At 42.3% G+C, this 25898-nt stretch carries 18 protein-coding genes, 13 tRNA genes and 6 rRNA genes; 2 read left to right on the plus strand and 35 right to left on the minus strand.

What is annotated here, in order from left to right; genetic code table 11:
- Positions 1–3: 3 nt before the first annotated feature.
- Positions 4–876, minus strand: coding sequence for a ribosome small subunit-dependent GTPase A (rsgA, locus tag A6J31_RS08230; protein WP_014635071.1), 873 nt, complete (start codon positions 874–876; stop codon positions 4–6).
- 138 nt (positions 877–1014) lie between these two features.
- Here rsgA and A6J31_RS08235 point away from each other — a divergent pair.
- Positions 1015–1095 (plus strand) — tRNA-Leu (locus A6J31_RS08235).
- Positions 1096–1134: 39 nt separating this feature from the next.
- Here the strand turns inward: A6J31_RS08235 and rsmA are convergent.
- The 5 genes from rsmA to trxA all read right to left on the minus strand — a co-directional run bounded on the left by rsmA (position 1135) and on the right by trxA (position 4328).
- Positions 1135–2007: a 16S rRNA (adenine(1518)-N(6)/adenine(1519)-N(6))-dimethyltransferase RsmA gene (gene rsmA, locus A6J31_RS08240; protein WP_060971717.1), complete on the minus strand. Its 873-nt coding sequence runs from the start codon at positions 2005–2007 to the stop codon at positions 1135–1137.
- A 126-nt stretch (positions 2008–2133) separates the two neighbouring features.
- Positions 2134–2694: a ribonuclease M5 gene (gene rnmV, locus A6J31_RS08245; protein ID WP_021143590.1), complete on the minus strand. Its 561-nt coding sequence runs from the start codon at positions 2692–2694 to the stop codon at positions 2134–2136.
- Complete coding sequence (locus A6J31_RS08250) at positions 2687–3463, minus strand: TatD family hydrolase (RefSeq protein ID WP_037620485.1); 777 nt, start codon at positions 3461–3463, stop codon at positions 2687–2689. The genes rnmV and A6J31_RS08250 overlap by 8 nt, the downstream gene beginning before the upstream one ends.
- Before the next feature lie 53 nt (positions 3464–3516).
- A complete protein-coding gene (locus A6J31_RS08255; protein ID WP_021143588.1) occupies positions 3517–3948 on the minus strand; it encodes a CoA-binding protein in 432 nt (143 codons plus the stop codon).
- Positions 3949–4013: 65 nt separating this feature from the next.
- Entirely contained in the window at positions 4014–4328 is a 315-nt protein-coding gene (gene trxA, locus A6J31_RS08260; protein ID WP_002884315.1) for a thioredoxin, read from the minus strand.
- 195 nt (positions 4329–4523) lie between these two features.
- Between trxA and A6J31_RS08265 the strand changes: the two genes are divergently transcribed.
- On the plus strand, positions 4524–5306 hold the full coding sequence (locus A6J31_RS08265) for a protein-ADP-ribose hydrolase (protein WP_021143587.1): 783 nt from the start codon (positions 4524–4526) through the stop codon (positions 5304–5306).
- A gap of 35 nt (positions 5307–5341) precedes the next feature.
- On the opposite strand, the gene A6J31_RS08270 is transcribed toward A6J31_RS08265, so the two are convergent.
- From A6J31_RS08270 to A6J31_RS08410, 29 genes are all read right to left on the minus strand, one after another.
- Entirely contained in the window at positions 5342–5755 is a 414-nt protein-coding gene (locus tag A6J31_RS08270; protein WP_002884641.1) for an acyl-CoA thioesterase, read from the minus strand.
- Between the two features lie 17 nt (positions 5756–5772).
- Entirely contained in the window at positions 5773–6108 is a 336-nt protein-coding gene (gene traF, locus A6J31_RS08275; RefSeq protein ID WP_048790120.1) for a conjugal transfer protein TraF, read from the minus strand.
- Positions 6109–6219: 111 nt separating this feature from the next.
- Positions 6220–6293: transfer RNA gene (locus A6J31_RS08280), tRNA-Asn, on the minus strand.
- 5 nt (positions 6294–6298) lie between these two features.
- Positions 6299–6414 (minus strand): 5S ribosomal RNA (gene rrf / locus A6J31_RS08285).
- 83 nt (positions 6415–6497) lie between these two features.
- Positions 6498–9397 (minus strand): 23S ribosomal RNA (locus A6J31_RS08290).
- Positions 9398–9543: 146 nt separating this feature from the next.
- Positions 9544–9616 (minus strand) — tRNA-Ala (locus A6J31_RS08295).
- A gap of 54 nt (positions 9617–9670) precedes the next feature.
- A 16S ribosomal RNA gene (locus tag A6J31_RS08300) occupies positions 9671–11218 on the minus strand.
- A gap of 129 nt (positions 11219–11347) precedes the next feature.
- Positions 11348–11421 (minus strand) — tRNA-Pro (locus tag A6J31_RS08305).
- Between the two features lie 6 nt (positions 11422–11427).
- A tRNA-Arg gene (locus tag A6J31_RS08310) sits at positions 11428–11501 on the minus strand.
- 14 nt (positions 11502–11515) lie between these two features.
- Positions 11516–11601: transfer RNA gene (locus A6J31_RS08315), tRNA-Leu, on the minus strand.
- Between the two features lie 6 nt (positions 11602–11607).
- Positions 11608–11679, minus strand: a tRNA-Gly gene (locus A6J31_RS08320).
- Positions 11680–11685: 6 nt separating this feature from the next.
- A tRNA-Thr gene (locus tag A6J31_RS08325) sits at positions 11686–11758 on the minus strand.
- Positions 11759–11770: 12 nt separating this feature from the next.
- A tRNA-Leu gene (locus A6J31_RS08330) sits at positions 11771–11852 on the minus strand.
- A 5-nt stretch (positions 11853–11857) separates the two neighbouring features.
- Positions 11858–11930 (minus strand) — tRNA-Lys (locus A6J31_RS08335).
- Between the two features lie 18 nt (positions 11931–11948).
- Positions 11949–12021 (minus strand) — tRNA-Asp (locus A6J31_RS08340).
- A gap of 2 nt (positions 12022–12023) precedes the next feature.
- Positions 12024–12096 (minus strand) — tRNA-Val (locus A6J31_RS08345).
- A 5-nt stretch (positions 12097–12101) separates the two neighbouring features.
- Positions 12102–12217: ribosomal RNA gene (rrf, locus tag A6J31_RS08350) — 5S ribosomal RNA — on the minus strand.
- An 83-nt stretch (positions 12218–12300) separates the two neighbouring features.
- A 23S ribosomal RNA gene (locus A6J31_RS08355) occupies positions 12301–15200 on the minus strand.
- A gap of 146 nt (positions 15201–15346) precedes the next feature.
- Positions 15347–15419 (minus strand) — tRNA-Ala (locus A6J31_RS08360).
- 54 nt (positions 15420–15473) lie between these two features.
- Positions 15474–17021 (minus strand): 16S ribosomal RNA (locus A6J31_RS08365).
- The 16S, 23S and 5S rRNA genes sit together here with 12 tRNA genes alongside, the layout of an rRNA operon.
- Before the next feature lie 414 nt (positions 17022–17435).
- Positions 17436–18578, minus strand: coding sequence for a tRNA guanosine(34) transglycosylase Tgt (gene tgt / locus A6J31_RS08370; RefSeq protein ID WP_002885761.1), 1143 nt, complete (start codon positions 18576–18578; stop codon positions 17436–17438).
- Positions 18579–18783: 205 nt separating this feature from the next.
- Positions 18784–18918, minus strand: a complete 135-nt coding sequence (rpmH, locus tag A6J31_RS08375; RefSeq protein WP_002885866.1) for a 50S ribosomal protein L34 — start codon at positions 18916–18918, stop codon at positions 18784–18786.
- A 195-nt stretch (positions 18919–19113) separates the two neighbouring features.
- Positions 19114–19677, minus strand: coding sequence for an NAD(P)H-dependent oxidoreductase (locus A6J31_RS08380; RefSeq protein WP_021144657.1), 564 nt, complete (start codon positions 19675–19677; stop codon positions 19114–19116).
- Positions 19674–20270 carry a TetR/AcrR family transcriptional regulator gene (locus tag A6J31_RS08385; RefSeq protein ID WP_021144658.1) on the minus strand — a complete coding sequence of 199 codons (597 nt, stop codon included), beginning with the start codon at positions 20268–20270 and terminating at the stop codon, positions 19674–19676. The genes A6J31_RS08380 and A6J31_RS08385 overlap by 4 nt, the downstream gene beginning before the upstream one ends.
- 131 nt (positions 20271–20401) lie before the next feature.
- The gene (gene jag, locus A6J31_RS08390) at positions 20402–21445 is read right to left on the minus strand and encodes an RNA-binding cell elongation regulator Jag/EloR (protein WP_021144659.1); all 1044 of its coding nucleotides are present in this window, start codon (positions 21443–21445) and stop codon (positions 20402–20404) included.
- An 11-nt stretch (positions 21446–21456) separates the two neighbouring features.
- Entirely contained in the window at positions 21457–22263 is an 807-nt protein-coding gene (locus tag A6J31_RS08395) for a membrane protein insertase YidC (RefSeq protein WP_080610953.1), read from the minus strand.
- A 115-nt stretch (positions 22264–22378) separates the two neighbouring features.
- Entirely contained in the window at positions 22379–22714 is a 336-nt protein-coding gene (gene rnpA / locus A6J31_RS08400; protein ID WP_002891957.1) for a ribonuclease P protein component, read from the minus strand.
- An 84-nt stretch (positions 22715–22798) separates the two neighbouring features.
- A complete protein-coding gene (gene argH, locus A6J31_RS08405; protein ID WP_037601513.1) occupies positions 22799–24184 on the minus strand; it encodes an argininosuccinate lyase in 1386 nt (461 codons plus the stop codon).
- Between the two features lie 326 nt (positions 24185–24510).
- The gene (locus A6J31_RS08410; protein ID WP_002885646.1) at positions 24511–25710 is read right to left on the minus strand and encodes an argininosuccinate synthase; all 1200 of its coding nucleotides are present in this window, start codon (positions 25708–25710) and stop codon (positions 24511–24513) included.
- Positions 25711–25898 lie beyond the last annotated feature (188 nt).

Genomic DNA, 25898 nt, shown 5'->3' on the forward strand with positions numbered 1-25898 from the left:
GACCTACTTTCTTTTTACAGTTTTTTTATATGTTTCACGACGATTTTCAATTTCACTTAAGAATTGAAGGTAATTATCATAACGGACTTGCCAGATTTGGCCATTTTCAACCTCATCCTTAACAGCACAAGAAGGCTCATGGGTATGAGTACAAGAACGGAATTTACAGCCATGACTAGCTTGACGGATTTCCGGAAAAGCTTCACTCAAGTCCTCTGCATTATCCACTTCATAATCTAGCGAAGAGAATCCTGGTGTGTCAGCAATCTTCCCACCATGAACGTCATAAAGACTTACAGCCCTTGTAGTATGACGTCCACGACCTAGACTGTCTGAAATCTCACCTGTTTCCAACTTCAACTCTGGGGCAATACGGTTCAACAAGGTTGATTTTCCAACACCCGTCTGTCCCATAAAGACTGTTATTTTATCAGTCAAGAGCGGCAATAGTTCTTCCAAACTGAAGATAAAATCAAAACCAATTTTTTGATACTGTTTTTGAATGGCTTTCATTTCTGAATCATCTTCAACCAAGTCCATCTTAGAAATATAGATTACAGGCTTTATATTTTTATGCTCTAGTAAAACCAAAAAACGGTCCAAAAGATTACTGTTAAAATCCGGTTCCTTAGCAGACATAATAACCACAGCCTGATCTATATTGACAATGGGTGGACGCACTAAACTATTGATTCGTTGACCAATTTTTAGGATATAACCTTCTGAATTTTCCTCTGCTGAAAATTCAACAAAATCTCCAACATAAGGTGTTTGTCCTTTTTTTCTAAAATTTCCTCGTGCACGCGTCTGGTATACAACACCATCATGCTCTACATAATAGAAACCTGCCAGTGCTTTGATAATTCTTCCTTGCAAGTGAACTCCTCATTCGTTTAATAGCCCTATTATATCACAAATTAGAAAGCTTTTCTGGAACAAAAAAACTGATCTTCCATTTCCCATGGACCTCCTTGCATTTTCAATAGATTGAAGTATAATAGGCATATCATCTGAGGAGGTGGTGGAATGGCAGACACGCATGCTTCAGGCGCATGTGCTTTTTCAAGCGTGAGGGTTCAAATCCCTTTCTCCGCATAGCTAAAAATCCCACTGAGATTCAGTGGGATTTTTGAATTATAGGCCTGCTTCTCTCAAAGCATCTGATAAGTATGCAAAATCAGAAATAGATAAAGCCTCTCCACGAATAGAAGGTTTTATATCTGCAATTTCCAAAGCCTTCTCAAGTTTGGATTTTACTTCTTCAGATTTACCAAAATGATTTGTTAAATTATTCCACAATGTCTTACGACGATGGACAAAGCTAGCCTTAGCCACTCGGAAAAGGAAATCCTCATCTTTAACTTCAACCAACGGTTGTTCACGACGCGTCATCTTCAAAATGGCTGAGTCAACATTAGGGGCTGGTACAAAGACTGTACGAGGGACAATGAATGCCACTTTAGCAGTCATATAATACTGAACGGCAATTGATAGAGAACCATAAGCCTTGCTATTAGGCTCTGCAGAAATGCGGTCAGCGACTTCTTTTTGCATCATAACGACAAATTCTGCAAAAGGAATCTTACTCTCAATCAAATGCATCAAGATTGGCGTCGTAATATAATATGGCAAATTGGCTACGACCTTAATTGGTAGTTCTGGATTTTTAAATTCTTTTACCCGTGTCTGTAAATCTGCCTTGAGAACATCTTCATTAATCACGTTAACATTATCATGATCACGTAATGTATCCTCCAAAATCGGAACCAATCGATCATCAATTTCAAAAGCCATAACTTCCGCAGCATTTTCAGCCAAGAATTCTGTTAATGCTCCGATACCAGGTCCAATTTCAATCACATTGACATTTTTATCAATCTCTGCCGTATCAACTATTTTTTGTAAAATATTTGTATCTGTTAAGAAGTTCTGTCCGAAAGACTTCTTAAAGGTAAAGCCATGGCGCTCAAGGACAGCCTTGGTCACGCTATAATCTGCAATTCTCATTTATTCTCTTTTCTTATTAATTTCACGATTTTTATATTTGGACACAAAACAAGTCCAAATTCTTAATTATCCCAACCTCTATAATAAACTACTTAATAGCGATTTGATTTTAAGATTACTGGTAGTCTAATAATTTGACATAGCCTCTTCTAGCTCCTCTAGAGTAATTCCAAACAATTCCAAACGTTTTAGAAGCTGCTTTCCATTGCAATAACCAATACGAAGCGCCTCGCCCAAATATTCTCGACGCTTTCGACTATCTGCTCCCATTAGTAGTCCTAACTTCATAAGATTTGATTTACTAATATCAAACTGATTATCATCATCGTAACTACCTAGAACTCCAGATAAGGCCTTTTGAAGATCCTCAAAACTCGCATGCTCAACACCCAATGAACGACCTTTAGTCTTAGATTTTGGTGTTGCTTCCCCACGGTTTAAAAAAGCATGCTTTGCTGTCGGAACAGCTTCCATGATGATTTTACGGATACGTTCACCATTATAGTCTGGATCAGTAAAAACAATCACTCCGCGTAAGTCATTAAGCTTATCAATACGCTCTAAGTCGTCTTCATTGATAGCAGAGCCTCTAGTCTCATAGGTATCCACCTCATAAAAACGTCTCAAATTTGCCGTATCATCCTTACCTTCTACCACGATGACTTCTTGAATTTTTATTTTATTCATCCAGCCCAAAAATCCTCATCGCATTATCATAGGTAGCCCTAGCAACCTCTGCACTTGTTAAACCACGAAGCTCAGCAATCTTATCTACTACGTAACGCGTATAGCCTGTACGATTCTCGCGACCACGTTTGGGAACGGGTGCCAAATACGGTGCATCCGTTTCAACCAGAATCTTATCTAAAGGTAACTTCTGAGCAGCTTCTTGGACATCCAAAGCCTTCTTAAAAGTTACAACACCTGAAAACGAAATCATCATTCCAAGATCAACAAATTTTTGAGCCATTTCTAGGGATCCTGAGTATGAGTGCATAATCCCCCCACGAGGACCGACACCAACTTCTTTAATAATAGCGTAAGTATCCTCAAGTGCATCACGTGTATGGACAACAAAAGGTAAATTGTGTTCCTTTGACAAAGCTATTTGACGCTTAAAGACATCAATCTGAATCTCTTTAGGATCTTCCATCCAATAATAATCCAAACCAATTTCCCCAAGTGCCACTACTTTCGGATTATCCAATTGTGATACAATCATATCCTCAATTTCCTGAGAATAGGACCCTGCTTCCGTAGGATGCCATCCAATCGTACTATATAGTTGATCATACTTCTCTGATAGTGCTAAAGATTTATCAATTGTTGGCTTATCAAAACCAACAATATTCATTTTTATAACACCTAGTTCAGCTGCAAAATCTATTTCTTCTTGTTCTTTTCCTGCAAAATTATCCACATTAAGGTGGGTATGCGTATCAAAAATTTCAATCATAGGTCTATTATAACAAAAACGAGCGAGCATAGCTCACTCACCTTTTCATTTTATTAAACAAAGAGTCGCATATATTCTATCTTTGTACAACGATTCATTACAATATCCTGTCTATTCGCTTGACGAAGAATAGTCTCAGCCTCCTCATTCTCAAGACCAATTTGACTCCAAAAAACTTTTGCATCCGTCTCAAGAAAATCATAAGCAACATCTGGTAAAAACTCACTTCGTCTAAATATATCAACAATATCAATCGAAAATGGGATATCTTTAAGATAAGCATAAACATGCTCTCCTAGAAGCTCCTGACCTTCTAGTTTGGGATTTACTGGTATGATACGATAACCAGCAGCTTGTAGAAAATGAGCAACCTGATAAGATGCTGCCTCCTTACGATGAGATAAACCAACAATTGCAATCGTCTTTGCTGATTTTAAATAAGATTCTATAACCTCAGCACTAGGATTTTGAAATGAATAAGACATAAGACTCTCCTCGTCGTTCGAATAAATTAAAAATAAAAATCCCTAAACGGGACTGTGAAGATTAGTTAGCTAAGCTCTGCAACGATAGCTTTAATTTGTTCTTTTGTATGTACACCTGCAACTTGCTTAACAACCTCACCATCTTTTTTGAAGAGTAAAGTTGGAATAGACATGATTCCAAACTTCTGAGCTGTTTCTGGGTTCTCATCAACATCAATTTTAACAATCTTAAGTTCATCCTCTGAAATCTCTTCAGAAAGTTGCTCAAGAATTGGTGCTTGCATCAAGCAAGGCCCACACCAAGTTGCCCAAAAATCAATCAAAACGAGTCCTTCAGCTGTTTCTTGTTCAAATGTAGCATCTGTTACTACTTGTGTCATATATTCATCCTCCTAGACATTATAAAACTTTTGTAGACCTATTCTATATGATTCTAAAGGCCATTGCAAGAATTTGATACATACATAAAAAATTCTTATCAAATATTAGTCATTGCCTATCATAGACATTACTTGCTCACAGCCTATCTTGGGAGTATAATAATAAAAAAACTATAAAAATAGAAATGAGTAAATATGGATAAAGATGCAATGATTACCTATCTCATAGGTGAACTCAAAAAAGAAAATCTAGAATTACATGATTTGATTATCCCAGAAGAACTCGAAGAAAAGCAAAAGCTTCTCAGAGCGCTCTTTAATACACGTAAACCAATGGCAGCATCAACACAATTCTTGACAATACAAGACCTTTACCTACAAGTTAGGAAAGGGGAACGTGGATTTGTACAACTCAGTTCACTCCAGCCTATCCCACAAGATGATCGAATCTACCTCTGGAAGGGGGATATTACAAGACTTGAAGTAGACGCAATCGTAAATGCAGCCAATAAAACCTTACTAGGATGTATGAAACCACTTCATGATTGTGTAGATAATGCTATTCATACATATGCAGGCGTTCAGTTACGCCAAGCTTGTTTCGAACTCATCTTAGAACAAGGATATGAAGAACCTGTTGGCATGGCTAAAATAACCCCAGCTTACAATCTTCCTTCTGCTTTTGTCATTCATACAGTAGGTCCGAAAATAGTAGACCAACCGACACAAATTGATGAGGATCTTTTAGCAAAAAGCTATCTCTCAGTATTAGCACTAGCCGAGAAAAATAACATTGAATCAATAGCTATTCCATGTCTATCAACTGGAGATTTCAATTTTCCAAAACAAAAAGCTGCCAAAATCGCCATTCAAACAGTCAAAACCTTTATTGATGAATCAAGTATAATAAAAAAAGTTATATTTAACGTATTTGATGATGAAAATTTAGCAATTTATCAAAAACTGCTTGCTGAATAAAAAAAGAAGAAAATCAAAATGATTTTCTTCTTTTTTTATTGCATAACTGAATGCTCTTTTAAAAGATTAAAAAATGAGGGATAATCTCTTTTAAGATTAACAAAACCACCATCCTTAGATAAGAAACTATGTTCAGAAGCAGCTGTACAAACAAGAACACCATTCTGATTTACCATATGGTATACAAAAGAAAGTCTAGCAGATTTAACACTTTTAACAATAATCTCAATAGAAATCTCATCTGCAAAAGTAGAAGTAGCTTTATAGTCACAGGAAATTGAAGTAACAGGAGAGATAATTCCCTCCTCTTCAATTTTTTCATAAGGCCAACCTATCTCTCTTAGAAAAAAAGTTCTAGCCTCTTCCATCCATCGTACATAATTGGAATGATGAGTAATACCCATTCGATCTGTTTCATAATACTGGACCTCGTGTTTACAAATAAACATAAGAACCTCCAAAAAGATTAAGAAATAAAATCTAAAATGTCATCCTCAGAAAGAGAAGAGTCACAAACAACCTTAGCAGTTCCATTTTCTGAAACAAAGAGAGCTGGGACGGTAGCAATACCATATCTTTTACGTAAAGCTTGAATATCTTCAAGTTCTTCACTATTTTCACTATTAATATAGAAAATAGTAAGATTTGAATTACGTGCAACATTAGATAATTTAGGTTCAAAAAGTTGACAATATGGACAAGAAGGACGGCCAATAAATAAAATAAACTTATCTGTAGAAGAAATTTTATCTTTAGCAGTAGAAATAGAAATAGGTGTAAACTCTGATGCAAAATTCGACATAATAATACCTCTCAAATAAAATATAATCATATCATATCTGAAATTAAGAGTTTTAACAAGTAAATAACTTAACAAAAAAAGCTAGACCTACGTCCAGCAATGAAACCTATACTCCGCCAGTAGGACTCGAACCTACGACATCATGATTAACAGTCATGCGCTACTACCAACTGAGCTATGGCGGATAAACGCTAAGCGACTACCGTATCTAACAGGGGGCAACCCCCAACTACATCAGGCGTACTAGGGCTTAACTTCTGTGTTCGGCATGGGAACAGGTGTATCTCCTAGGCTATCGTCACTTAACTCTGAGTATTCTCAACTCAAAATTGAATATCTATACTATATCAAGAAACCAAATCGTTGTCAATATGTCTCAGTTACTTTCTTTGGATAAGTCCTCGAGCTATTAGTATTAGTCCGCTACATGTGTCACCACACTTCCACTTCTAACCTATCAACCTGATCATCTCTCAGGGCTCTTACTGATATAAAATCATGGGAAATCTCATCTTGAGGTGGGCTTCACACTTAGATGCTTTCAGCGTTTATCCCTTCCCTACATAGCTACCCAGCGATGCTCTTGGCAGAACAACTGGTACACCAGCGGTAAGTCCACTCTGGTCCTCTCGTACTAGGAGCAGATCCTCTCAAATTTCCTACGCCCGCGACGGATAGGGACCGAACTGTCTCACGACGTTCTGAACCCAGCTCGCGTGCCGCTTTAATGGGCGAACAGCCCAACCCTTGGGACCGACTACAGCCCCAGGATGCGACGAGCCGACATCGAGGTGCCAAACCTCCCCGTCGATGTGAACTCTTGGGGGAGATAAGCCTGTTATCCCCAGGGTAGCTTTTATCCGTTGAGCGATGGCCCTTCCATGCGGAACCACCGGATCACTAAGCCCGACTTTCGTCCCTGCTCGAGTTGTAGCTCTCGCAGTCAAGCTCCCTTATACCTTTACACTCTGCGAATGATTTCCAACCATTCTGAGGGAACCTTTGGGCGCCTCCGTTACCTTTTAGGAGGCGACCGCCCCAGTCAAACTGCCCGTCAGACACTGTCTCCGATAGGGATAACCTATCTGGGTTAGAGTAGCCATAACACAAGGGTAGTATCCCAACAACGCCTCACTCGAAACTGGCGTCCCGAGGTCATAGGCTCCTACCTATCCTGTACATGTGGTACAGATACTCAATATCAAACTGCAGTAAAGCTCCATGGGGTCTTTCCGTCCTGTCGCGGGTAACCTGCATCTTCACAGGTACTAAAATTTCACCGAGTCTCTCGTTGAGACAGTGCCCAAATCATTACGCCTTTCGTGCGGGTCGGAACTTACCCGACAAGGAATTTCGCTACCTTAGGACCGTTATAGTTACGGCCGCCGTTTACTGGGGCTTCAATTCATACCTTCGCTATTGCTAAGCACTCCTCTTAACCTTCCAGCACCGGGCAGGCGTCACCCCCTATACATCATCTTACGATTTAGCAGAGAGCTGTGTTTTTGATAAACAGTTGCTTGGGCCTATTCACTGCGGCTGACCATAAGTCAGCGCCCCTTCTCCCGAAGTTACGGGGCCATTTTGCCGAGTTCCTTAACGAGAGTTCTCTCGCTCACCTGAGGCTACTCGCCTCGACTACCTGTGTCGGTTTGCGGTACGGGTAGAGTATAATTAACGCTAGAAGCTTTTCTCGGCAGTGTGACATCACTAACTTCGCTACTAAACTTCGCTCCCCATCACAGCTCAATGTTATAGATATAAGCATTTGACTCATATCACACCTCACTGCTTGGCCAGACACTTCCAATCGTCTGGTTTAGTTAGCCTACTGCGTCCCTCCATCACTATATACTCTAGTACAGGAATATCAACCTGTTGTCCATCGGATACACCTTTCGGTCTCTCCTTAGGTCCCGACTAACCCAGGGCGGACGAGCCTTCCCCTGGAAACCTTAGTCTTACGGTGGACAGGATTCTCACCTGTCTTTCGCTACTCATACCGGCATTCTCACTTCTATGCGCTCCAGCACTCCTCACGGTACACCTTCTTCGCACATAGAACGCTCTCCTACCATACCTATAAAGGTATCCACAGCTTCGGTAATATGTTTTAGCCCCGGTACATTTTCGGCGCAGGGTCACTCGACTAGTGAGCTATTACGCACTCTTTGAATGAATAGCTGCTTCTAAGCTAACATCCTAGTTGTCTGTGCAACCCCACATCCTTTTCCACTTAACATATATTTTGGGACCTTAGCTGGTGGTCTGGGCTGTTTCCCTTTCGACTACGGATCTTAGCACTCGCAGTCTGACTGCCGATTATATCTCGTTGGCATTCGGAGTTTATCTGAGATTGGTAATCCGGGATGGACCCCTCACCCAAACAGTGCTCTACCTCCAAGAGACTTAACATCGACGCTAGCCCTAAAGCTATTTCGGAGAGAACCAGCTATCTCCAAGTTCGTTTGGAATTTCTCCGCTACCCACAAGTCATCCAAGCACTTTTCAACGTGCCCTGGTTCGGTCCTCCAGTGAGTTTTACCTCACCTTCAACCTGCTCATGGGTAGGTCACATGGTTTCGGGTCTACGACATGATACTAATGCGCCCTATTAAGACTCGGTTTCCCTACGGCTCCGTCTCTTCAACTTAACCTCGCATCATATCGTAACTCGCCGGTTCATTCTACAAAAGGCACGCTCTCACCCATTAACGGGCTCGAACTTGTTGTAGGCACACGGTTTCAGGTTCTATTTCACTCCCCTCCCGGGGTGCTTTTCACCTTTCCCTCACGGTACTGGTTCACTATCGGTCACTAGAGAGTATTTAGGGTTGGGAGATGGTCCTCCCAGATTCCGACGAGATTTCTCGTGTCTCGCCGTACTCAGGATACTGCTAGGTATAAAGACTATTTCGAATACGAGGCTATTACTCTCTTTGGCCTACCTTCCCAGGTAGTTCTTCTATAATCTTTAAGTCCACGTTGCAGTCCTACAACCCCGAAGAGTAAACTCTTCGGTTTGCCCTCTTGCCGTTTCGCTCGCCGCTACTAAGGCAATCGCTTTTGCTTTCTCTTCCTGCAGCTACTTAGATGTTTCAGTTCACTGCGTCTTCCTCTACATTACCTTAACAGTAATGAGTGACAGGCATTACCTGCCGGGTTCCCCCATTCGGACATCTCTGGATCATTGCTCACTTACAGCTCCCCAAAGCATTTCGTCGTTAGTCACGTCCTTCATCGGCTTCTAGTGCCAAGGCATCCACCGTGCGCCCTTATTAACTTAACCTTATTTTGGTCTTTCGACCTAACTCATTAAATATTCACAGCGTTTCGGTTTATTTTCTTGTTACTATCTATATGTATTTAATTACATATGGAATTTGATATAGATATTCAATTTTCAATGGACAATACTTGAATCTTTCGATTCAATGGAGCCTAGCGGGATCGAACCGCTGACCTCCTGCGTGCAAAGCAGGCGCTCTCCCAGCTGAGCTAAGGCCCCACAAGACCTCTCAAAACTAAATAAGAAACTCAAGTACATTCCGTTTTTCCTTAGAAAGGAGGTGATCCAGCCGCACCTTCCGATACGGCTACCTTGTTACGACTTCACCCCAATCATCTATCCCACCTTAGGCGGCTGGCTCCAAAAGGTTACCTCACCGACTTCGGGTGTTACAAACTCTCGTGGTGTGACGGGCGGTGTGTACAAGGCCCGGGAACGTATTCACCGCGGCGTGCTGATCCGCGATTACTAGCGATTCCGACTTCATGTAGGCGAGTTGCAGCCTACAATCCGAACTGAGATTGGCTTTAAGAGATTAGCTTGCCGTCACCGACTCGCAACTCGTTGTACCAACCATTGTAGCACGTGTGTAGCCCAGGTCATAAGGGGCATGATGATTTGACGTCATCCCCACCTTCCTCCGGTTTATTACCGGCAGTCTCGCTAGAGTGCCCAACTGAATGATGGCAACTAACAATAGGGGTTGCGCTCGTTGCGGGACTTAACCCAACATCTCACGACACGAGCTGACGACAACCATGCACCACCTGTCACCGATGTACCGAAGTAACTTTCTATCTCTAGAAATAGCATCGGGATGTCAAGACCTGGTAAGGTTCTTCGCGTTGCTTCGAATTAAACCACATGCTCCACCGCTTGTGCGGGCCCCCGTCAATTCCTTTGAGTTTCAACCTTGCGGTCGTACTCCCCAGGCGGAGTGCTTAATGCGTTAGCTGCGGCACTGAATCCCGGAAAGGATCCAACACCTAGCACTCATCGTTTACGGCGTGGACTACCAGGGTATCTAATCCTGTTCGCTCCCCACGCTTTCGAGCCTCAGCGTCAGTTACAGACCAGAGAGCCGCTTTCGCCACCGGTGTTCCTCCATATATCTACGCATTTCACCGCTACACATGGAATTCCACTCTCCCCTTCTGCACTCAAGTTTGACAGTTTCCAAAGCGAACTATGGTTGAGCCACAGCCTTTAACTTCAGACTTATCAAACCGCCTGCGCTCGCTTTACGCCCAATAAATCCGGACAACGCTCGGGACCTACGTATTACCGCGGCTGCTGGCACGTAGTTAGCCGTCCCTTTCTGGTAAGCTACCGTCACAGTGTGAACTTTCCACTCTCACACTCGTTCTTGACTTACAACAGAGCTTTACGATCCGAAAACCTTCTTCACTCACGCGGCGTTGCTCGGTCAGGGTTGCCCCCATTGCCGAAGATTCCCTACTGCTGCCTCCCGTAGGAGTCTGGGCCGTGTCTCAGTCCCAGTGTGGCCGATCACCCTCTCAGGTCGGCTATGTATCGTCGCCTAGGTGAGCCGTTACCTCACCTACTAGCTAATACAACGCAGGTCCATCTTGTAGTGGAGCAATTGCCCCTTTCAAATAAATGACATGTGTCACCCATTGTTATGCGGTATTAGCTATCGTTTCCAATAGTTATCCCCCGCTACAAGGCAGGTTACCTACGCGTTACTCACCCGTTCGCAACTCATCCAAGAAGAGCAAGCTCCTCTCTTCAGCGTTCTACTTGCATGTATTAGGCACGCCGCCAGCGTTCGTCCTGAGCCAGGATCAAACTCTCATTAAAAAATTTAATAATTGTTCGAGCGTTAACTCATTACCGTCGTCTGACGATTTATTCTTGTAAATTGACAGGTTATAATTCTTCTATCATAACCCTGCACTTGGTTTCTTATTCAGTTCTCAAAGGTCTAAATCGGGAAGACAGGATTCGAACCTGCGACCCCTTGGTCCCAAACCAAGTGCTCTACCAAGCTGAGCTACTTCCCGATAAAATGCACCCTAGAGGAGTCGAACCTCTAACCGCCTGATTCGTAGTCAGGTACTCTATCCAGTTGAGCTAAGGGTGCTCATTATTATATTATGCCGAGGACCGGGATCGAACCGGTACGAAAGTTTCCTTTCGCAGGATTTTAAGTCCTGTGCGTCTGCCAGTTCCGCCACCCCGGCTCCTCAAGCGAACGACGGGATTCGAACCCGCGACCCCCACCTTGGCAAGGTGGTGTTCTACCACTGAACTACGTTCGCATTTTATGCCGGCTACATGACTTGAACACGCGACCCTCTGATTACAAATCAGATGCTCTACCAACTGAGCTAAGCCGGCTAACTTTTCTAATGCGGGTGAAGGGACTTGAACCCCCACGCCGTTAAGCGCCAGATCCTAAATCTGGTGCGTCTGCCAATTCCGCCACACCCGCATATATGACCCGTACTGGGCTCGAACCAGTGACCCATTGATTAAAAGTCAATTGCTCTACCAACTGAGCTAACGAGTCTCAAATATTTCTACTTGACGGTCCCGACGGGAATCGAACCCGCGATCTTCGCCGTGACAGGGCGACGTGATAACCGCTACACCACGGGACCTATGGGAGTTAACGGGATCGAACCGCTGACCCTCTGCTTGTAAGGCAGATGCTCTCCCAGCTGAGCTAAACTCCCTATGCGCTAAGCGACTACCGTATCTAACAGGGGGCAACCCCCAACTACATCAGGCGTACTAGGGCTTAACTTCTGTGTTCGGCATGGGAACAGGTGTATCTCCTAGGCTATCGTCACTTAACTCTGAGTATTCTCAACTCAAAATTGAATATCTATACTGTATCAAGAAACCAAATCGTTGTCAATATGTCTCAGTTACTTTCTTTGGATAAGTCCTCGAGCTATTAGTATTAGTCCGCTACATGTGTCACCACACTTCCACTTCTAACCTATCAACCTGATCATCTCTCAGGGCTCTTACTGATATAAAATCATGGGAAATCTCATCTTGAGGTGGGCTTCACACTTAGATGCTTTCAGCGTTTATCCCTTCCCTACATAGCTACCCAGCGATGCTCTTGGCAGAACAACTGGTACACCAGCGGTAAGTCCACTCTGGTCCTCTCGTACTAGGAGCAGATCCTCTCAAATTTCCTACGCCCGCGACGGATAGGGACCGAACTGTCTCACGACGTTCTGAACCCAGCTCGCGTGCCGCTTTAATGGGCGAACAGCCCAACCCTTGGGACCGACTACAGCCCCAGGATGCGACGAGCCGACATCGAGGTGCCAAACCTCCCCGTCGATGTGAACTCTTGGGGGAGATAAGCCTGTTATCCCCAGGGTAGCTTTTATCCGTTGAGCGATGGCCCTTCCATGCGGAACCACCGGATCACTAAGCCCGACTTTCGTCCCTGCTCGAGTTGTAGCTCTCGCAGTCAAGCTCCCTTATACCTTTACACTCTGCGAATGATTTCCAACCATTCTGAGGGAACCTTTGGGCGCCTCCGTTACCTTTTAGGAGGCGACCGCCCCAGTCAAACTGCCCGTCAGACACTGTCTCCGATAGGGATAACCTATCTGGGTTAGAGTAGCCATAACACAAGGGTAGTATCCCAACAACGCCTCACTCGAAACTGGCGTCCCGAGGTCATAGGCTCCTACCTATCCTGTACATGTGGTACAGATACTCAATATCAAACTGCAGTAAAGCTCCATGGGGTCTTTCCGTCCTGTCGCGGGTAACCTGCATCTTCACAGGTACTAAAATTTCACCGAGTCTCTCGTTGAGACAGTGCCCAAATCATTACGCCTTTCGTGCGGGTCGGAACTTACCCGACAAGGAATTTCGCTACCTTAGGACCGTTATAGTTACGGCCGCCGTTTACTGGGGCTTCAATTCATACCTTCGCTATTGCTAAGCACTCCTCTTAACCTTCCAGCACCGGGCAGGCGTCACCCCCTATACATCATCTTACGATTTAGCAGAGAGCTGTGTTTTTGATAAACAGTTGCTTGGGCCTATTCACTGCGGCTGACCATAAGTCAGCGCCCCTTCTCCCGAAGTTACGGGGCCATTTTGCCGAGTTCCTTAACGAGAGTTCTCTCGCTCACCTGAGGCTACTCGCCTCGACTACCTGTGTCGGTTTGCGGTACGGGTAGAGTATAATTAACGCTAGAAGCTTTTCTCGGCAGTGTGACATCACTAACTTCGCTACTAAACTTCGCTCCCCATCACAGCTCAATGTTATAGATATAAGCATTTGACTCATATCACACCTCACTGCTTGGCCAGACACTTCCAATCGTCTGGTTTAGTTAGCCTACTGCGTCCCTCCATCACTATATACTCTAGTACAGGAATATCAACCTGTTGTCCATCGGATACACCTTTCGGTCTCTCCTTAGGTCCCGACTAACCCAGGGCGGACGAGCCTTCCCCTGGAAACCTTAGTCTTACGGTGGACAGGATTCTCACCTGTCTTTCGCTACTCATACCGGCATTCTCACTTCTATGCGCTCCAGCACTCCTCACGGTACACCTTCTTCGCACATAGAACGCTCTCCTACCATACCTATAAAGGTATCCACAGCTTCGGTAATATGTTTTAGCCCCGGTACATTTTCGGCGCAGGGTCACTCGACTAGTGAGCTATTACGCACTCTTTGAATGAATAGCTGCTTCTAAGCTAACATCCTAGTTGTCTGTGCAACCCCACATCCTTTTCCACTTAACATATATTTTGGGACCTTAGCTGGTGGTCTGGGCTGTTTCCCTTTCGACTACGGATCTTAGCACTCGCAGTCTGACTGCCGATTATATCTCGTTGGCATTCGGAGTTTATCTGAGATTGGTAATCCGGGATGGACCCCTCACCCAAACAGTGCTCTACCTCCAAGAGACTTAACATCGACGCTAGCCCTAAAGCTATTTCGGAGAGAACCAGCTATCTCCAAGTTCGTTTGGAATTTCTCCGCTACCCACAAGTCATCCAAGCACTTTTCAACGTGCCCTGGTTCGGTCCTCCAGTGAGTTTTACCTCACCTTCAACCTGCTCATGGGTAGGTCACATGGTTTCGGGTCTACGACATGATACTAATGCGCCCTATTAAGACTCGGTTTCCCTACGGCTCCGTCTCTTCAACTTAACCTCGCATCATATCGTAACTCGCCGGTTCATTCTACAAAAGGCACGCTCTCACCCATTAACGGGCTCGAACTTGTTGTAGGCACACGGTTTCAGGTTCTATTTCACTCCCCTCCCGGGGTGCTTTTCACCTTTCCCTCACGGTACTGGTTCACTATCGGTCACTAGAGAGTATTTAGGGTTGGGAGATGGTCCTCCCAGATTCCGACGAGATTTCTCGTGTCTCGCCGTACTCAGGATACTGCTAGGTATAAAGACTATTTCGAATACGAGGCTATTACTCTCTTTGGCCTACCTTCCCAGGTAGTTCTTCTATAATCTTTAAGTCCACGTTGCAGTCCTACAACCCCGAAGAGTAAACTCTTCGGTTTGCCCTCTTGCCGTTTCGCTCGCCGCTACTAAGGCAATCGCTTTTGCTTTCTCTTCCTGCAGCTACTTAGATGTTTCAGTTCACTGCGTCTTCCTCTACATTACCTTAACAGTAATGAGTGACAGGCATTACCTGCCGGGTTCCCCCATTCGGACATCTCTGGATCATTGCTCACTTACAGCTCCCCAAAGCATTTCGTCGTTAGTCACGTCCTTCATCGGCTTCTAGTGCCAAGGCATCCACCGTGCGCCCTTATTAACTTAACCTTATTTTGGTCTTTCGACCTAACTCATTAAATATTCACAGCGTTTCGGTTTATTTTCTTGTTACTATCTATATGTATTTAATTACATATGGAATTTGATATAGATATTCAATTTTCAATGGACAATACTTGAATCTTTCGATTCAATGGAGCCTAGCGGGATCGAACCGCTGACCTCCTGCGTGCAAAGCAGGCGCTCTCCCAGCTGAGCTAAGGCCCCACAAGACCTCTCAAAACTAAATAAGAAACTCAAGTACATTCCGTTTTTCCTTAGAAAGGAGGTGATCCAGCCGCACCTTCCGATACGGCTACCTTGTTACGACTTCACCCCAATCATCTATCCCACCTTAGGCGGCTGGCTCCAAAAGGTTACCTCACCGACTTCGGGTGTTACAAACTCTCGTGGTGTGACGGGCGGTGTGTACAAGGCCCGGGAACGTATTCACCGCGGCGTGCTGATCCGCGATTACTAGCGATTCCGACTTCATGTAGGCGAGTTGCAGCCTACAATCCGAACTGAGATTGGCTTTAAGAGATTAGCTTGCCGTCACCGACTCGCAACTCGTTGTACCAACCATTGTAGCACGTGTGTAGCCCAGGTCATAAGGGGCATGATGATTTGACGTCATCCCCACCTTCCTCCGGTTTATTACCGGCAGTCTCGCTAGAGTGCCCAACTGAATGATGGCAACTAACAATAGGGGTTGCGCTCGTTGCGGGACTTAACCCAACATCTCACGACACGAGCTGACGACAACCATGCACCACCTGTCACCGATGTACCGAAGTAACTTTCTATCTCTAGAAATAGCATCGGGATGTCAAGACCTGGTAAGGTTCTTCGCGTTGCTTCGAATTAAACCACATGCTCCACCGCTTGTGCGGGCCCCCGTCAATTCCTTTGAGTTTCAACCTTGCGGTCGTACTCCCCAGGCGGAGTGCTTAATGCGTTAGCTGCGGCACTGAATCCCGGAAAGGATCCAACACCTAGCACTCATCGTTTACGGCGTGGACTACCAGGGTATCTAATCCTGTTCGCTCCCCACGCTTTCGAGCCTCAGCGTCAGTTACAGACCAGAGAGCCGCTTTCGCCACCGGTGTTCCTCCATATATCTACGCATTTCACCGCTACACATGGAATTCCACTCTCCCCTTCTGCACTCAAGTTTGACAGTTTCCAAAGCGAACTATGGTTGAGCCACAGCCTTTAACTTCAGACTTATCAAACCGCCTGCGCTCGCTTTACGCCCAATAAATCCGGACAACGCTCGGGACCTACGTATTACCGCGGCTGCTGGCACGTAGTTAGCCGTCCCTTTCTGGTAAGCTACCGTCACAGTGTGAACTTTCCACTCTCACACTCGTTCTTGACTTACAACAGAGCTTTACGATCCGAAAACCTTCTTCACTCACGCGGCGTTGCTCGGTCAGGGTTGCCCCCATTGCCGAAGATTCCCTACTGCTGCCTCCCGTAGGAGTCTGGGCCGTGTCTCAGTCCCAGTGTGGCCGATCACCCTCTCAGGTCGGCTATGTATCGTCGCCTAGGTGAGCCGTTACCTCACCTACTAGCTAATACAACGCAGGTCCATCTTGTAGTGGAGCAATTGCCCCTTTCAAATAAATGACATGTGTCACCCATTGTTATGCGGTATTAGCTATCGTTTCCAATAGTTATCCCCCGCTACAAGGCAGGTTACCTACGCGTTACTCACCCGTTCGCAACTCATCCAAGAAGAGCAAGCTCCTCTCTTCAGCGTTCTACTTGCATGTATTAGGCACGCCGCCAGCGTTCGTCCTGAGCCAGGATCAAACTCTCATTAAAAAATTTAATAATTGTTCGAGCGTTAACTCATTACCGTCGTCTGACGATTTATTCTTGTAAATTGACAGGTTATAATTCTTCTATCATAACCCTGCACTTGGTTTCTTATTCAGTTCTCAAAGGTCTTTGTCTCTCTTAAGACAACTTCTATATTCTAGCAAATCTAGAATACCTTGTCAACACTTTTTTGAAGTTTTTTTACTTCTCGTGTCTGCTATCTCTCGCGAAACAGCTTATTTATAATATCATCTCTAGCTTGTCTTGTCAATAACTTTTTTAAAGTTTTGGAACCTTTTCAAGTTTGTGGCAAGTCAGTTAAGACAACTTTTATATCTTAACACCCAAATAAATTCTTGTCAATAGGTTTTTTGAAAAAAATAAAGCAGTACAATCATGTACTGCTAAATAAATTATTTAAAAATTTCTTTTACTTGACTTGTAACCATACTTTTCTATAAAGTCTTGGCGAAACTCAAGTAAATTGTCATCTACAATAGCTTGTCGGACCTTGACCATTAAATTTACCAAGAAGTAGAGATTATGATAACTTGTCAGGCGAATTCCAAACGTTTCATCTGCTTTCAACAAATGTCTCACATAAGCACGTGTGTAATTCTTACATGTATAACAATCACATTCAGGATCTATAGGGCTAAAATCTTCTGCATACGCTGCATTTTTAACCACGAGACGCCCTTGACTCGTCATACAAGTTCCGTTACGAGCAATTCGTGTTGGGAGAACACAATCATACATGTCAACGCCACGAATAACACCGTCGATCAAACTATCTGGTGCCCCTACCCCCATAAGATAACGTGGTTTATTCTCAGGAAGTAAAGGTACAGTAAAGTCTAGAACTGCATTCATCTCTTCATGAGTTTCTCCTACTGCAAGACCTCCAATTGAATAACCTGGAAAATCCATGGAAACCAAATCCTGTGCAGATTGTCTACGAAGATCTTCAAAACCTGCTCCCTGTACGATTCCAAAAAGACCTTGGTCATGTGGACGACGATGTGCTTTTAGCCCTCGTTCTGCCCAACGACTTGTACGTTCAATAGAATTTTTCACATAATCGTATGGTTGGTAAAATTGAGGGCATTCATCAAAACTCATCATAATATCCGAACCGAGATTGTTCTGAATCGAGATCGCTTTTTCAGGAGATAAAAACATCTTACTTCCATTAAGGTGATTTTTAAAAGTTACACCTTCTTCCGAGATATTTCGTTTTTCGGCCAATGAATATACTTGGAAACCACCGCTATCTGTAAGAATCGCTTGGTCCCAATTCATGAATTTATGGAGTCCTCCAGCTTTGGCAACGAGCTCATCACCAGGTCTTAGCCATAAATGATAGGTATTGGCCAAAATAATTCCTGAACCCATCTGTTTTAATTCTTCAGGAGATTGCGTTTTTACTGTAGCTTGGGTACCTACAGGCATAAACATCGGTGTTGGAAAAGTTCCATGAGGCGTGATAATTTCCCCCAGGCGTGCTCCTGTGTGTTTTTCTTTCTTTATAAGACGATATTTAATAGGAAAATCAGTCATTTATACTCCTTACATTAGGAAAAACAGTCCTAAGTATTTTTTAGTAAGTGGTCATTATCCACAACCGCTTTAGTTTATCAAAAATTATAAGAATTGTCAGCTCTATATTTTCAAAGTTTCTATGAATAACATCAAACATCAACACTATCATTTATAGCAAAAACAAAAAGCAACAGTCTCGAGCACTGTTGCTTTCAATAATGTCTTAAGCTGAAAGAACTTTACGTCCTTTACGACGACGAGCTGCAAGAACACGACGTCCGTTTTTAGTTGACATACGGTGACGGAATCCGTGTTTACGTTGACGACGGATTTTACTTGGTTGATAAGTACGTTTCACGTTGAATACCTCCTGATAGATTTTCGTATTCGTTTAGCCGGCTATTTTTGATCAGTTACTAAACATACCATACTATTTTATAGCAATAGCTTAATCTTGTCAAGAATTACTTAGATATTAATTTCATTATATCTTCGATACCCTAAGGCTAGTGATAACTGTAAACTACAATGCCGTTCCTATATCATCGCTTGCTCATAACCTTCTTGCTAGTTTAGCTATTTTCTTGAGTACCTCTTTTCGCTTATGGTCACTCATATACTCAACAGGTGAAACCTGGGTAACTTTGACCGGTTTAATACCGCAAGGTTTTAGGACTTGAAATTTTAGGACTTTGCTATAATCTTGAACTAAAGGTAGAACAATCTTTGGTGTATTGTGGGTTGTAATAATCCAAGCTTTCCCAGTCAATTTACCATCCAATCCACGGGGTGTATTTTCATAGGCAAAACCAGTAACAAAAACGCGTTCAATAAATCCTTTCAAGATAGCTGGCATTCCACTCCACCAAGTTGGAAAAATAAAAATCAACTGATCTGCCCAAGTTATTAAATCTCGATAGTCTTTCATAGCTACATCGTGCGCTAAGTCTCTTCTCCTATGTGTTGTATCAAAACGTAAAACAGGATCGAACTTCTCTTTATACAAATCTAGAATCTTTAACTCATGTTTAGACGATAAATTTTCTTTAACAGTCTCTAGTATAGAGGCATTGTAGCTCTTATCGTTTGGATGGGCGTAGATAATTAAGGTTTTCATTGTTTAGCTCCTTTAACATAGATGTCTAACATAGTACTAACAGTCTCTTCAATAGTGTTACTATTGAAATTATCACCAATAGGACTCCTTACCAAAACGGCTAATCCAGTAATAAAACTCCAGATATGAACTAATATTTCTGCCTCACTACCCGAAATATTCATGTTACTTTGCAGCTTCAGAACCACACTCTTAAAGTGCTCAAACCCTGGTAAATGGGCATTAACAGAGATACTGTCCCGAGTGAGCTCCATATAATTGAAAGGAAACTTAATAAACAAGGCCTCAAAACTATTTGTCTCTTTTTGAGCAAATTCCACAAAATTACAGCCCATTAATACTAATTGACCTCTTACATCAAGCGAAGAGTCTACCCCTTTTGTCAGATACTTCAAAAAGATCTCAGATAGATGCTCCAAAACTACCTGAAGATATACATCCTTATTTTCAAAGTGCTTATAGGGTGCCCCATGGGTGACCCCACATCTTTGAGCCACCGTTCGGATAGATAGTTGATCGACACCTCTTGTTCTTATCTCCTCGACTCCAGTTGCGATTAACTTTTCCTTCAATTCAGCAGTATTACGTTTCATTTTGACTCCTATTTCCATCTAAGTAGACAGCGACTACCTTTTAAATAAAGTATACGCCGTCTACTTTTTGTTGTCAAAAAAACTAGTCTTCAAATAAGACTAGTTTCTGTAAGCAATAAACGCTATTGTAATCATACTTTTGTCACAACAACGTAACGATTAGGATCGTCCCCTTCCGAGTGACTTTCAACACCTTCAATTTGAGAAAGTGCCTTATGGATAATTTTTCGTTCGCTATTCGTCATTGGATCCATAACGTACTCTCGACCCGTTTCTTTTACTTTAGCCGCCGTTTTTTCTGCTAGATCAATCAAAGTCTCTGTGCGTTGCTCCAAATAATCACGAACATTAAGAACAACACTAAAACGTTTAGAATGACGATCGTGCAAATAATTTTGCGCTAAAAGTTGCAAAGACTTGAGAACCTTGCCATGATAACCGATAACACGACCAGGTTGGTCTGTTTCAATCTGAATGATAATATTGCGACGATTGTGACTAACCTCTAGACTAGCATCAACATCCATTTCATAGATAATTTTTTCGAGGTAAGATAAAACATCATCTGCAGCCCCTTGAATATCTTCTAAATTATTTTCAGAAGACTCATCTGAACTAAACTCAGAGGACACTAAAGAACTGAAAGCCCCTTCAGAAGTCTCCGAAGTTTGAACTTGAGTAACCGGTTCTAGTTGGGGTTCAAGCGAATTTGCCATAGATTCTGTCGCACCCTCTTCTGATAACTCACGTTTAACAGATAGCGGAATAATTGTTGCCTTTGGTTGCTCCTGTTTCTTATCTGGCAACTCTTCATCAAGAGTCTCTGTAGAAACTGGTTGCTTTAAGTCTTCATGTGCAATTTCCTTATTATCTGAAACCGCAACAAGTTTTGTCACTTTATTGAAAGCAATCGTTTCGTCTTTTGGACTTGCGACAGAATCGTCTAATTGTTTTATAGCATCAGGAGCCACTTTAACGGTGTTTTGATCTGCTTCATGAGCTATCTTTTCATTTATTGGTTCAACACTAACTCGAGCTGGCTTCTTTCCGAACCCTAGAAAACCTTTTTTCTCACGAGAAATCACCTTAATATGAGCCTTCATACGGGGTAAATTAAGATCTTTCAAACCTTTTTCGATAGCTTGTTCGACTGTTCGTCCAGAATAGACAACCATAATAAGCCTCCTTATTTACGTTTATGCGCCTTTTTCTTGGCACGACGAATCTTAGCTTTGCGTTCTTTTTCTTCCGCTTCCAAACGATTACGTTCTTCAATGATTTTAAACGGATTATTAAAAACCAAAATCTGAACAACTTGGAAGGCGTTCGAAACTGCCCAGTAAAGTGCTACCCCTGAAGAAATCTGAGTTCCAAACCAGAAAATAAAGATTGGAAGCATGATATTCATAACAAGAAGCATTGCACTACGATCTTTAGCTGCCTTATTTGTCAACCAAGTTGAAAGGAAGGTGAAAGCAGCCGCCAAAATCGGAAGAATAAAGTAAGGATCTTTCTGACCTAGGTCAACCCAGAGGAATGTTCCTTCTCGCAACTCTGGCACTCGTGTGAGCGCTCCATAAAGAGCCATCAAAATAGGAAATTGGATCAAGAGAGGAACGAAGCTTGCGTAAGGATTTACACCATGCTCTTTATAAAGATCTTGTTGTGCATAAGCAAGAGCTTCACGATTCTCGCGTCCAGGATACTCACTCTGCAAGCGACGTAACTCTGGCTGCAACTCTTGTAGTTCACGGCTTGACTTAATTTGGCGATTATAAAGAGGAATCATTACCGCACGAATTAAAATCGTGAAAATAATAATACCTAATCCAATAGAACCACCAAATGAGAGCCCTTGAATAGCCTTCCCAAACATTAAAATAAGACGTTCCCAAAGGCCTATAGAGTGACTTGTAACATCACTTCGTCCACACGCGGACAAAAGCAAGAGAGCTCCTGCACCTAAAACAGATATATTAAGTTTTTTCTTCACTAAAAACTCCTTTTTAATACGATAAAGAACTGCTTCGCTTCCATTCATTAAGAGTATCTCAAAAATCAGGAGTGATCTTAGTTTATCCTACAATGTAAAGAAGCAAAATAATCTACTAGTCCTTATATAACTTTGCTATTTTTAAGACATGAACGAGATTGCTATAAATGTCTTGATAACTTAAGTCTTCGACACCTTTACGAGCAATAACGACAAAATCTTGATGTTCTAACTGAGATGACATGTCCATCAGTGCATGTCGTAGACGACGTTTTACCCGATTCCGAGTAACCGCATTACCAAGACGCTTACTGACTGACAAACCTACTCTAAAATGAGGTAGATCACGATCCAGACAGTAGACAACAAATTTTCGATTAGCAACACTGTGTCCTGCATCAAATAATGCTTTAAAGTCTTTCTCTTTCTTAACGCGATAAGATTTTTTCAAAATGCGACTCCAAACTCAAAATTAGTACTATTATATCATAAATAGCAAAAAAGCCCAAAACCTTATGGTTAGAGCCTTAGAGACTTATTTTTTTAGAGCTTTTTGAGCTTCTTTGATTTGCCATTTAACCTGGTCAAAACCAGTTCCACCAAGGGAATGACGACGTTCAACAGCTGTATGAGATTTAAGTGTCTCATAGATGTCCTCTTCAATTAGGTCTGAAACTTCTTGATAACGTTCGAGAGGAACATCCTGAAGGTAATAACCAGCTTTGGTACACTCAAGGACAAGTTTTCCAACAATCTCATGTGCTTCACGGAATGGTAGGCCTTTAGATGCAAGATAATCAGCCAACTCTGTAGCATTTGAAAAATCTTTCTCTGTTGACTCTGCCATATGTTTGTCGTTAACAGTCATTGTATTGAGCATGCCTGCGAGAATATCAATAGCGACAGTAATCGTTTCTACCGTATCAAACATACCCTCTTTATCTTCTTGGAGATCTTTATTGTAGGCCAAAGGTAATGACTTCATCACGGTCAACAATCCAATCAAGTTGCCATAGACACGACCTGATTTCCCACGAATTAGTTCTGCCATATCTGGGTTTTTCTTTTGAGGCATAATGGAAGAGCCTGTTGAAAAAGTATCAGATAGAGTTACAAACTTAAACTCGTTAGAACACCAGTTAATGATTTCTTCACAAATACGTGTCATATGCATCATGAGAATACTTGAGTTTGACAAGAATTCGAGAATAAAGTCACGATCGGAAACAGCATCCAAGGAATTGCTATATGGTTTTGCAAAGCCCATTAAGTCAGATGTCATATTACGATCAATTGGGAAAGTTGTTCCGGCTAGAGCAGCAGCTCCGAGTGGAGAAATATCCGTATGCTTGATATTAAATTCAAAACGTTCGGCATCACGTGTAAACATGTTGTAATAAGCCATCAAGTGGTGACCAAAAGAAATCGGTTGTGCATGCTGCAAGTGGGTGTAGCCTGGCATAATTGTGTAGGTGTGTTTATCTGCTAGATTGACCAAAGTACCACGTAAATTATCAAGCTTTTCAATAACTTCCACTAGTTTGGCTTTTAGATACAAGTGCATATCCGTTGCCACTTGGTCATTACGTGAACGTGCTGTATGAAGTTTTCCTGCTACTGGTCCAATTTTAGCTGTTAAAAGACTCTCCATATTCATATGGATATCTTCATTAGAAACATCAAATTCTAGTTTACCAGCCTTGTACTCCTCAAGCAGTTCTTCCAAGCCCTGTTTAATTTGCAATGCTTCCTCTTTGGTAATAATCCCTGTCTCACCGAGCATAGTAACATGAGCAATAGATCCTTTAAGATCAAACTCTGCCATCTTTTGGTCAAAGGAGATTGAAGCACCGAATTCTTCTACCCATTTTTCAAGACTAGCTTCGAACCGACCGCCCCATAGTTTATGATTTTCTGCCATAGTTTTATTTTGAAGATTTCCCCTCACTGGGATAATCTTCCATCCTTTCTTAATACTTATAACAAGCAACGACCTCTTTGGTCACAATAACTTAAATGAAAAAAGCTAGATAGTATTTGTCTAGCTTAATTTGTCTCTCTGGACACTTGTTTTCCTAAAACCCGATCTCTGTCGTAGTTTATTTAGGCTCGTGACGCCTCTCAGAACGTCTTAACGATAATAATATAAGTTATAAGAAAAGAGTATCAGATGTGGCTCTCTGTCCACTTTTATCTGATAAGAAGCGTTTTTCTTCTACTATCCTACTTTTCTTATGCAATCTGTCATTAATTGTCAAATGGATGGTTAACTTGTGAATTAACCTGAGTTGGAAGACCCCAAAGCTTGATAAATCCAATCGCAGCATCCTGATCAAAGCTGTCAGCTGATGTGTAAGTAGCCAAGTTTTCATCATACAATGAATTAGCTGATTGACGTGCTACTACTTGAGCATGCCCTTTGTAAAGTTTAACTTTAGCGATACCATTAACAACTTTTTGTGTTTCCTTAATATAAGCAATGATAGCTTGTGTTGCTGGGCTAAACCACAAAGCATTGTAGATAAGGTTTGACAATTCATTTTCAAGAATTGGTTTAAAATGAGAAACTTCACGTACCAAAGTTAAGTCCTCAATTTCTTTATGAGCTGTCAAAAGGGCGATAGCTCCTGGACATTCATAAATTTCACGAGATTTGATACCTACAAGACGGTTCTCAACGTGGTCGATACGTCCAACACCATGCTTACCAGCAATAACATTCATTTCTTGGATAAGGTCAGCCAATTTCATTTCTTTACCGTTAAGAGCAACTGGTTTCCCTTCTTTGAAAGTAACATCGACATATTCAGCTTCATCTGGCGCAGACTCTGGTGAATTGGTGATCCCAAAAGCTTCTTCTGGAGCTTGATTCCAAGGATTTTCAAGAACACCACACTCGTTTGCACGTCCCCAAAGGTTTTGATCGACTGAGTAAGGATTATCAAGATCTGCTGGAACTGGAACACCATTAGCCTTAGCATACTCAATTTCTTCCTCACGAGACCATTTCCATTCACGCACCGGCGCCACTACTTTAAGACTTGGGTCTAGGGCAGCAATGGCAACTTCGAAACGAACTTGGTCATTACCTTTACCAGTACAACCGTGAGCGATAGTCGTTGCTCCTGTTTTATGAGCAATCTCAACCAATTTTTTAGCAATGATTGGACGACTAAGTGCTGAAACCAAAGGATATTTTTGTTCATAGTAAGCGTGAGCTTGAAGTGCTGGAAGTACATAATCTTCAGCAAACTCATCTTTAACATCAAGCACGTATGACTCGACAGCTCCAACTGTCAAAGCCTTGTCATGGATAAACTCAAGATCTTTACCTTCACCGACATCCATACAAACGGCGATAACATCGTAATCTTTTTTAAGCCATGTAATAGCGACTGAGGTATCAAGACCTCCCGAATAGGCAAGAATAACTTTCTCTTTTGACATAATATTTTTCTCTTTTCTTATATTTTCTTGTGGTTGCTATCTCTATCAACCTTACGAGATTAATTATATTGCATATTTATTCACTTGTCAACACTTTTTTGTTATTTTTTTATATTTATTTCATTTTTATTTGTTTTTATTTATTCTTTTGACCTAAAAAGCGCTCAATTCTTAATTTTTATTCAATT

Source organism: Streptococcus sp. FDAARGOS_192 (genome assembly GCF_002073815.2).
In the GTDB taxonomy this organism is placed as follows: Bacteria; Bacillota; Bacilli; order Lactobacillales; family Streptococcaceae; genus Streptococcus; species Streptococcus salivarius_H.

Excerpts from the sequence above, each read along its gene's own strand:
- trxA (WP_002884315.1), bottom strand. The coding sequence starts at position 4,328 with ATGACACAAGTAGTAACAGATGCTACATTTGAACAAGAAACAGCTGAA.
- rnmV (WP_021143590.1), bottom strand. The coding sequence starts at position 2,694 with ATGAATAAAATAAAAATTCAAGAAGTCATCGTGGTAGAAGGTAAGGAT.
- A6J31_RS08250 (WP_037620485.1), bottom strand. The coding sequence starts at position 3,463 with ATGATTGAAATTTTTGATACGCATACCCACCTTAATGTGGATAATTTT.
- A6J31_RS08255 (WP_021143588.1), bottom strand. The coding sequence starts at position 3,948 with ATGTCTTATTCATTTCAAAATCCTAGTGCTGAGGTTATAGAATCTTAT.
- tgt (WP_002885761.1), bottom strand. The coding sequence starts at position 18,578 with ATGACTGATTTTCCTATTAAATATCGTCTTATAAAGAAAGAAAAACAC.
- A6J31_RS08385 (WP_021144658.1), bottom strand. The coding sequence starts at position 20,270 with ATGAAACGTAATACTGCTGAATTGAAGGAAAAGTTAATCGCAACTGGA.
- A6J31_RS08265 (WP_021143587.1), top strand. The coding sequence starts at position 4,524 with ATGGATAAAGATGCAATGATTACCTATCTCATAGGTGAACTCAAAAAA.
- argH (WP_037601513.1), bottom strand. The coding sequence starts at position 24,184 with ATGGCAGAAAATCATAAACTATGGGGCGGTCGGTTCGAAGCTAGTCTT.
- A6J31_RS08380 (WP_021144657.1), bottom strand. The coding sequence starts at position 19,677 with ATGAAAACCTTAATTATCTACGCCCATCCAAACGATAAGAGCTACAAT.
- A6J31_RS08410 (WP_002885646.1), bottom strand. The coding sequence starts at position 25,710 with ATGTCAAAAGAGAAAGTTATTCTTGCCTATTCGGGAGGTCTTGATACC.
- rsmA (WP_060971717.1), bottom strand. The coding sequence starts at position 2,007 with ATGAGAATTGCAGATTATAGCGTGACCAAGGCTGTCCTTGAGCGCCAT.
- jag (WP_021144659.1), bottom strand. The coding sequence starts at position 21,445 with ATGGTTGTCTATTCTGGACGAACAGTCGAACAAGCTATCGAAAAAGGT.
- traF (WP_048790120.1), bottom strand. The coding sequence starts at position 6,108 with ATGTCGAATTTTGCATCAGAGTTTACACCTATTTCTATTTCTACTGCT.
- A6J31_RS08270 (WP_002884641.1), bottom strand. The coding sequence starts at position 5,755 with ATGTTTATTTGTAAACACGAGGTCCAGTATTATGAAACAGATCGAATG.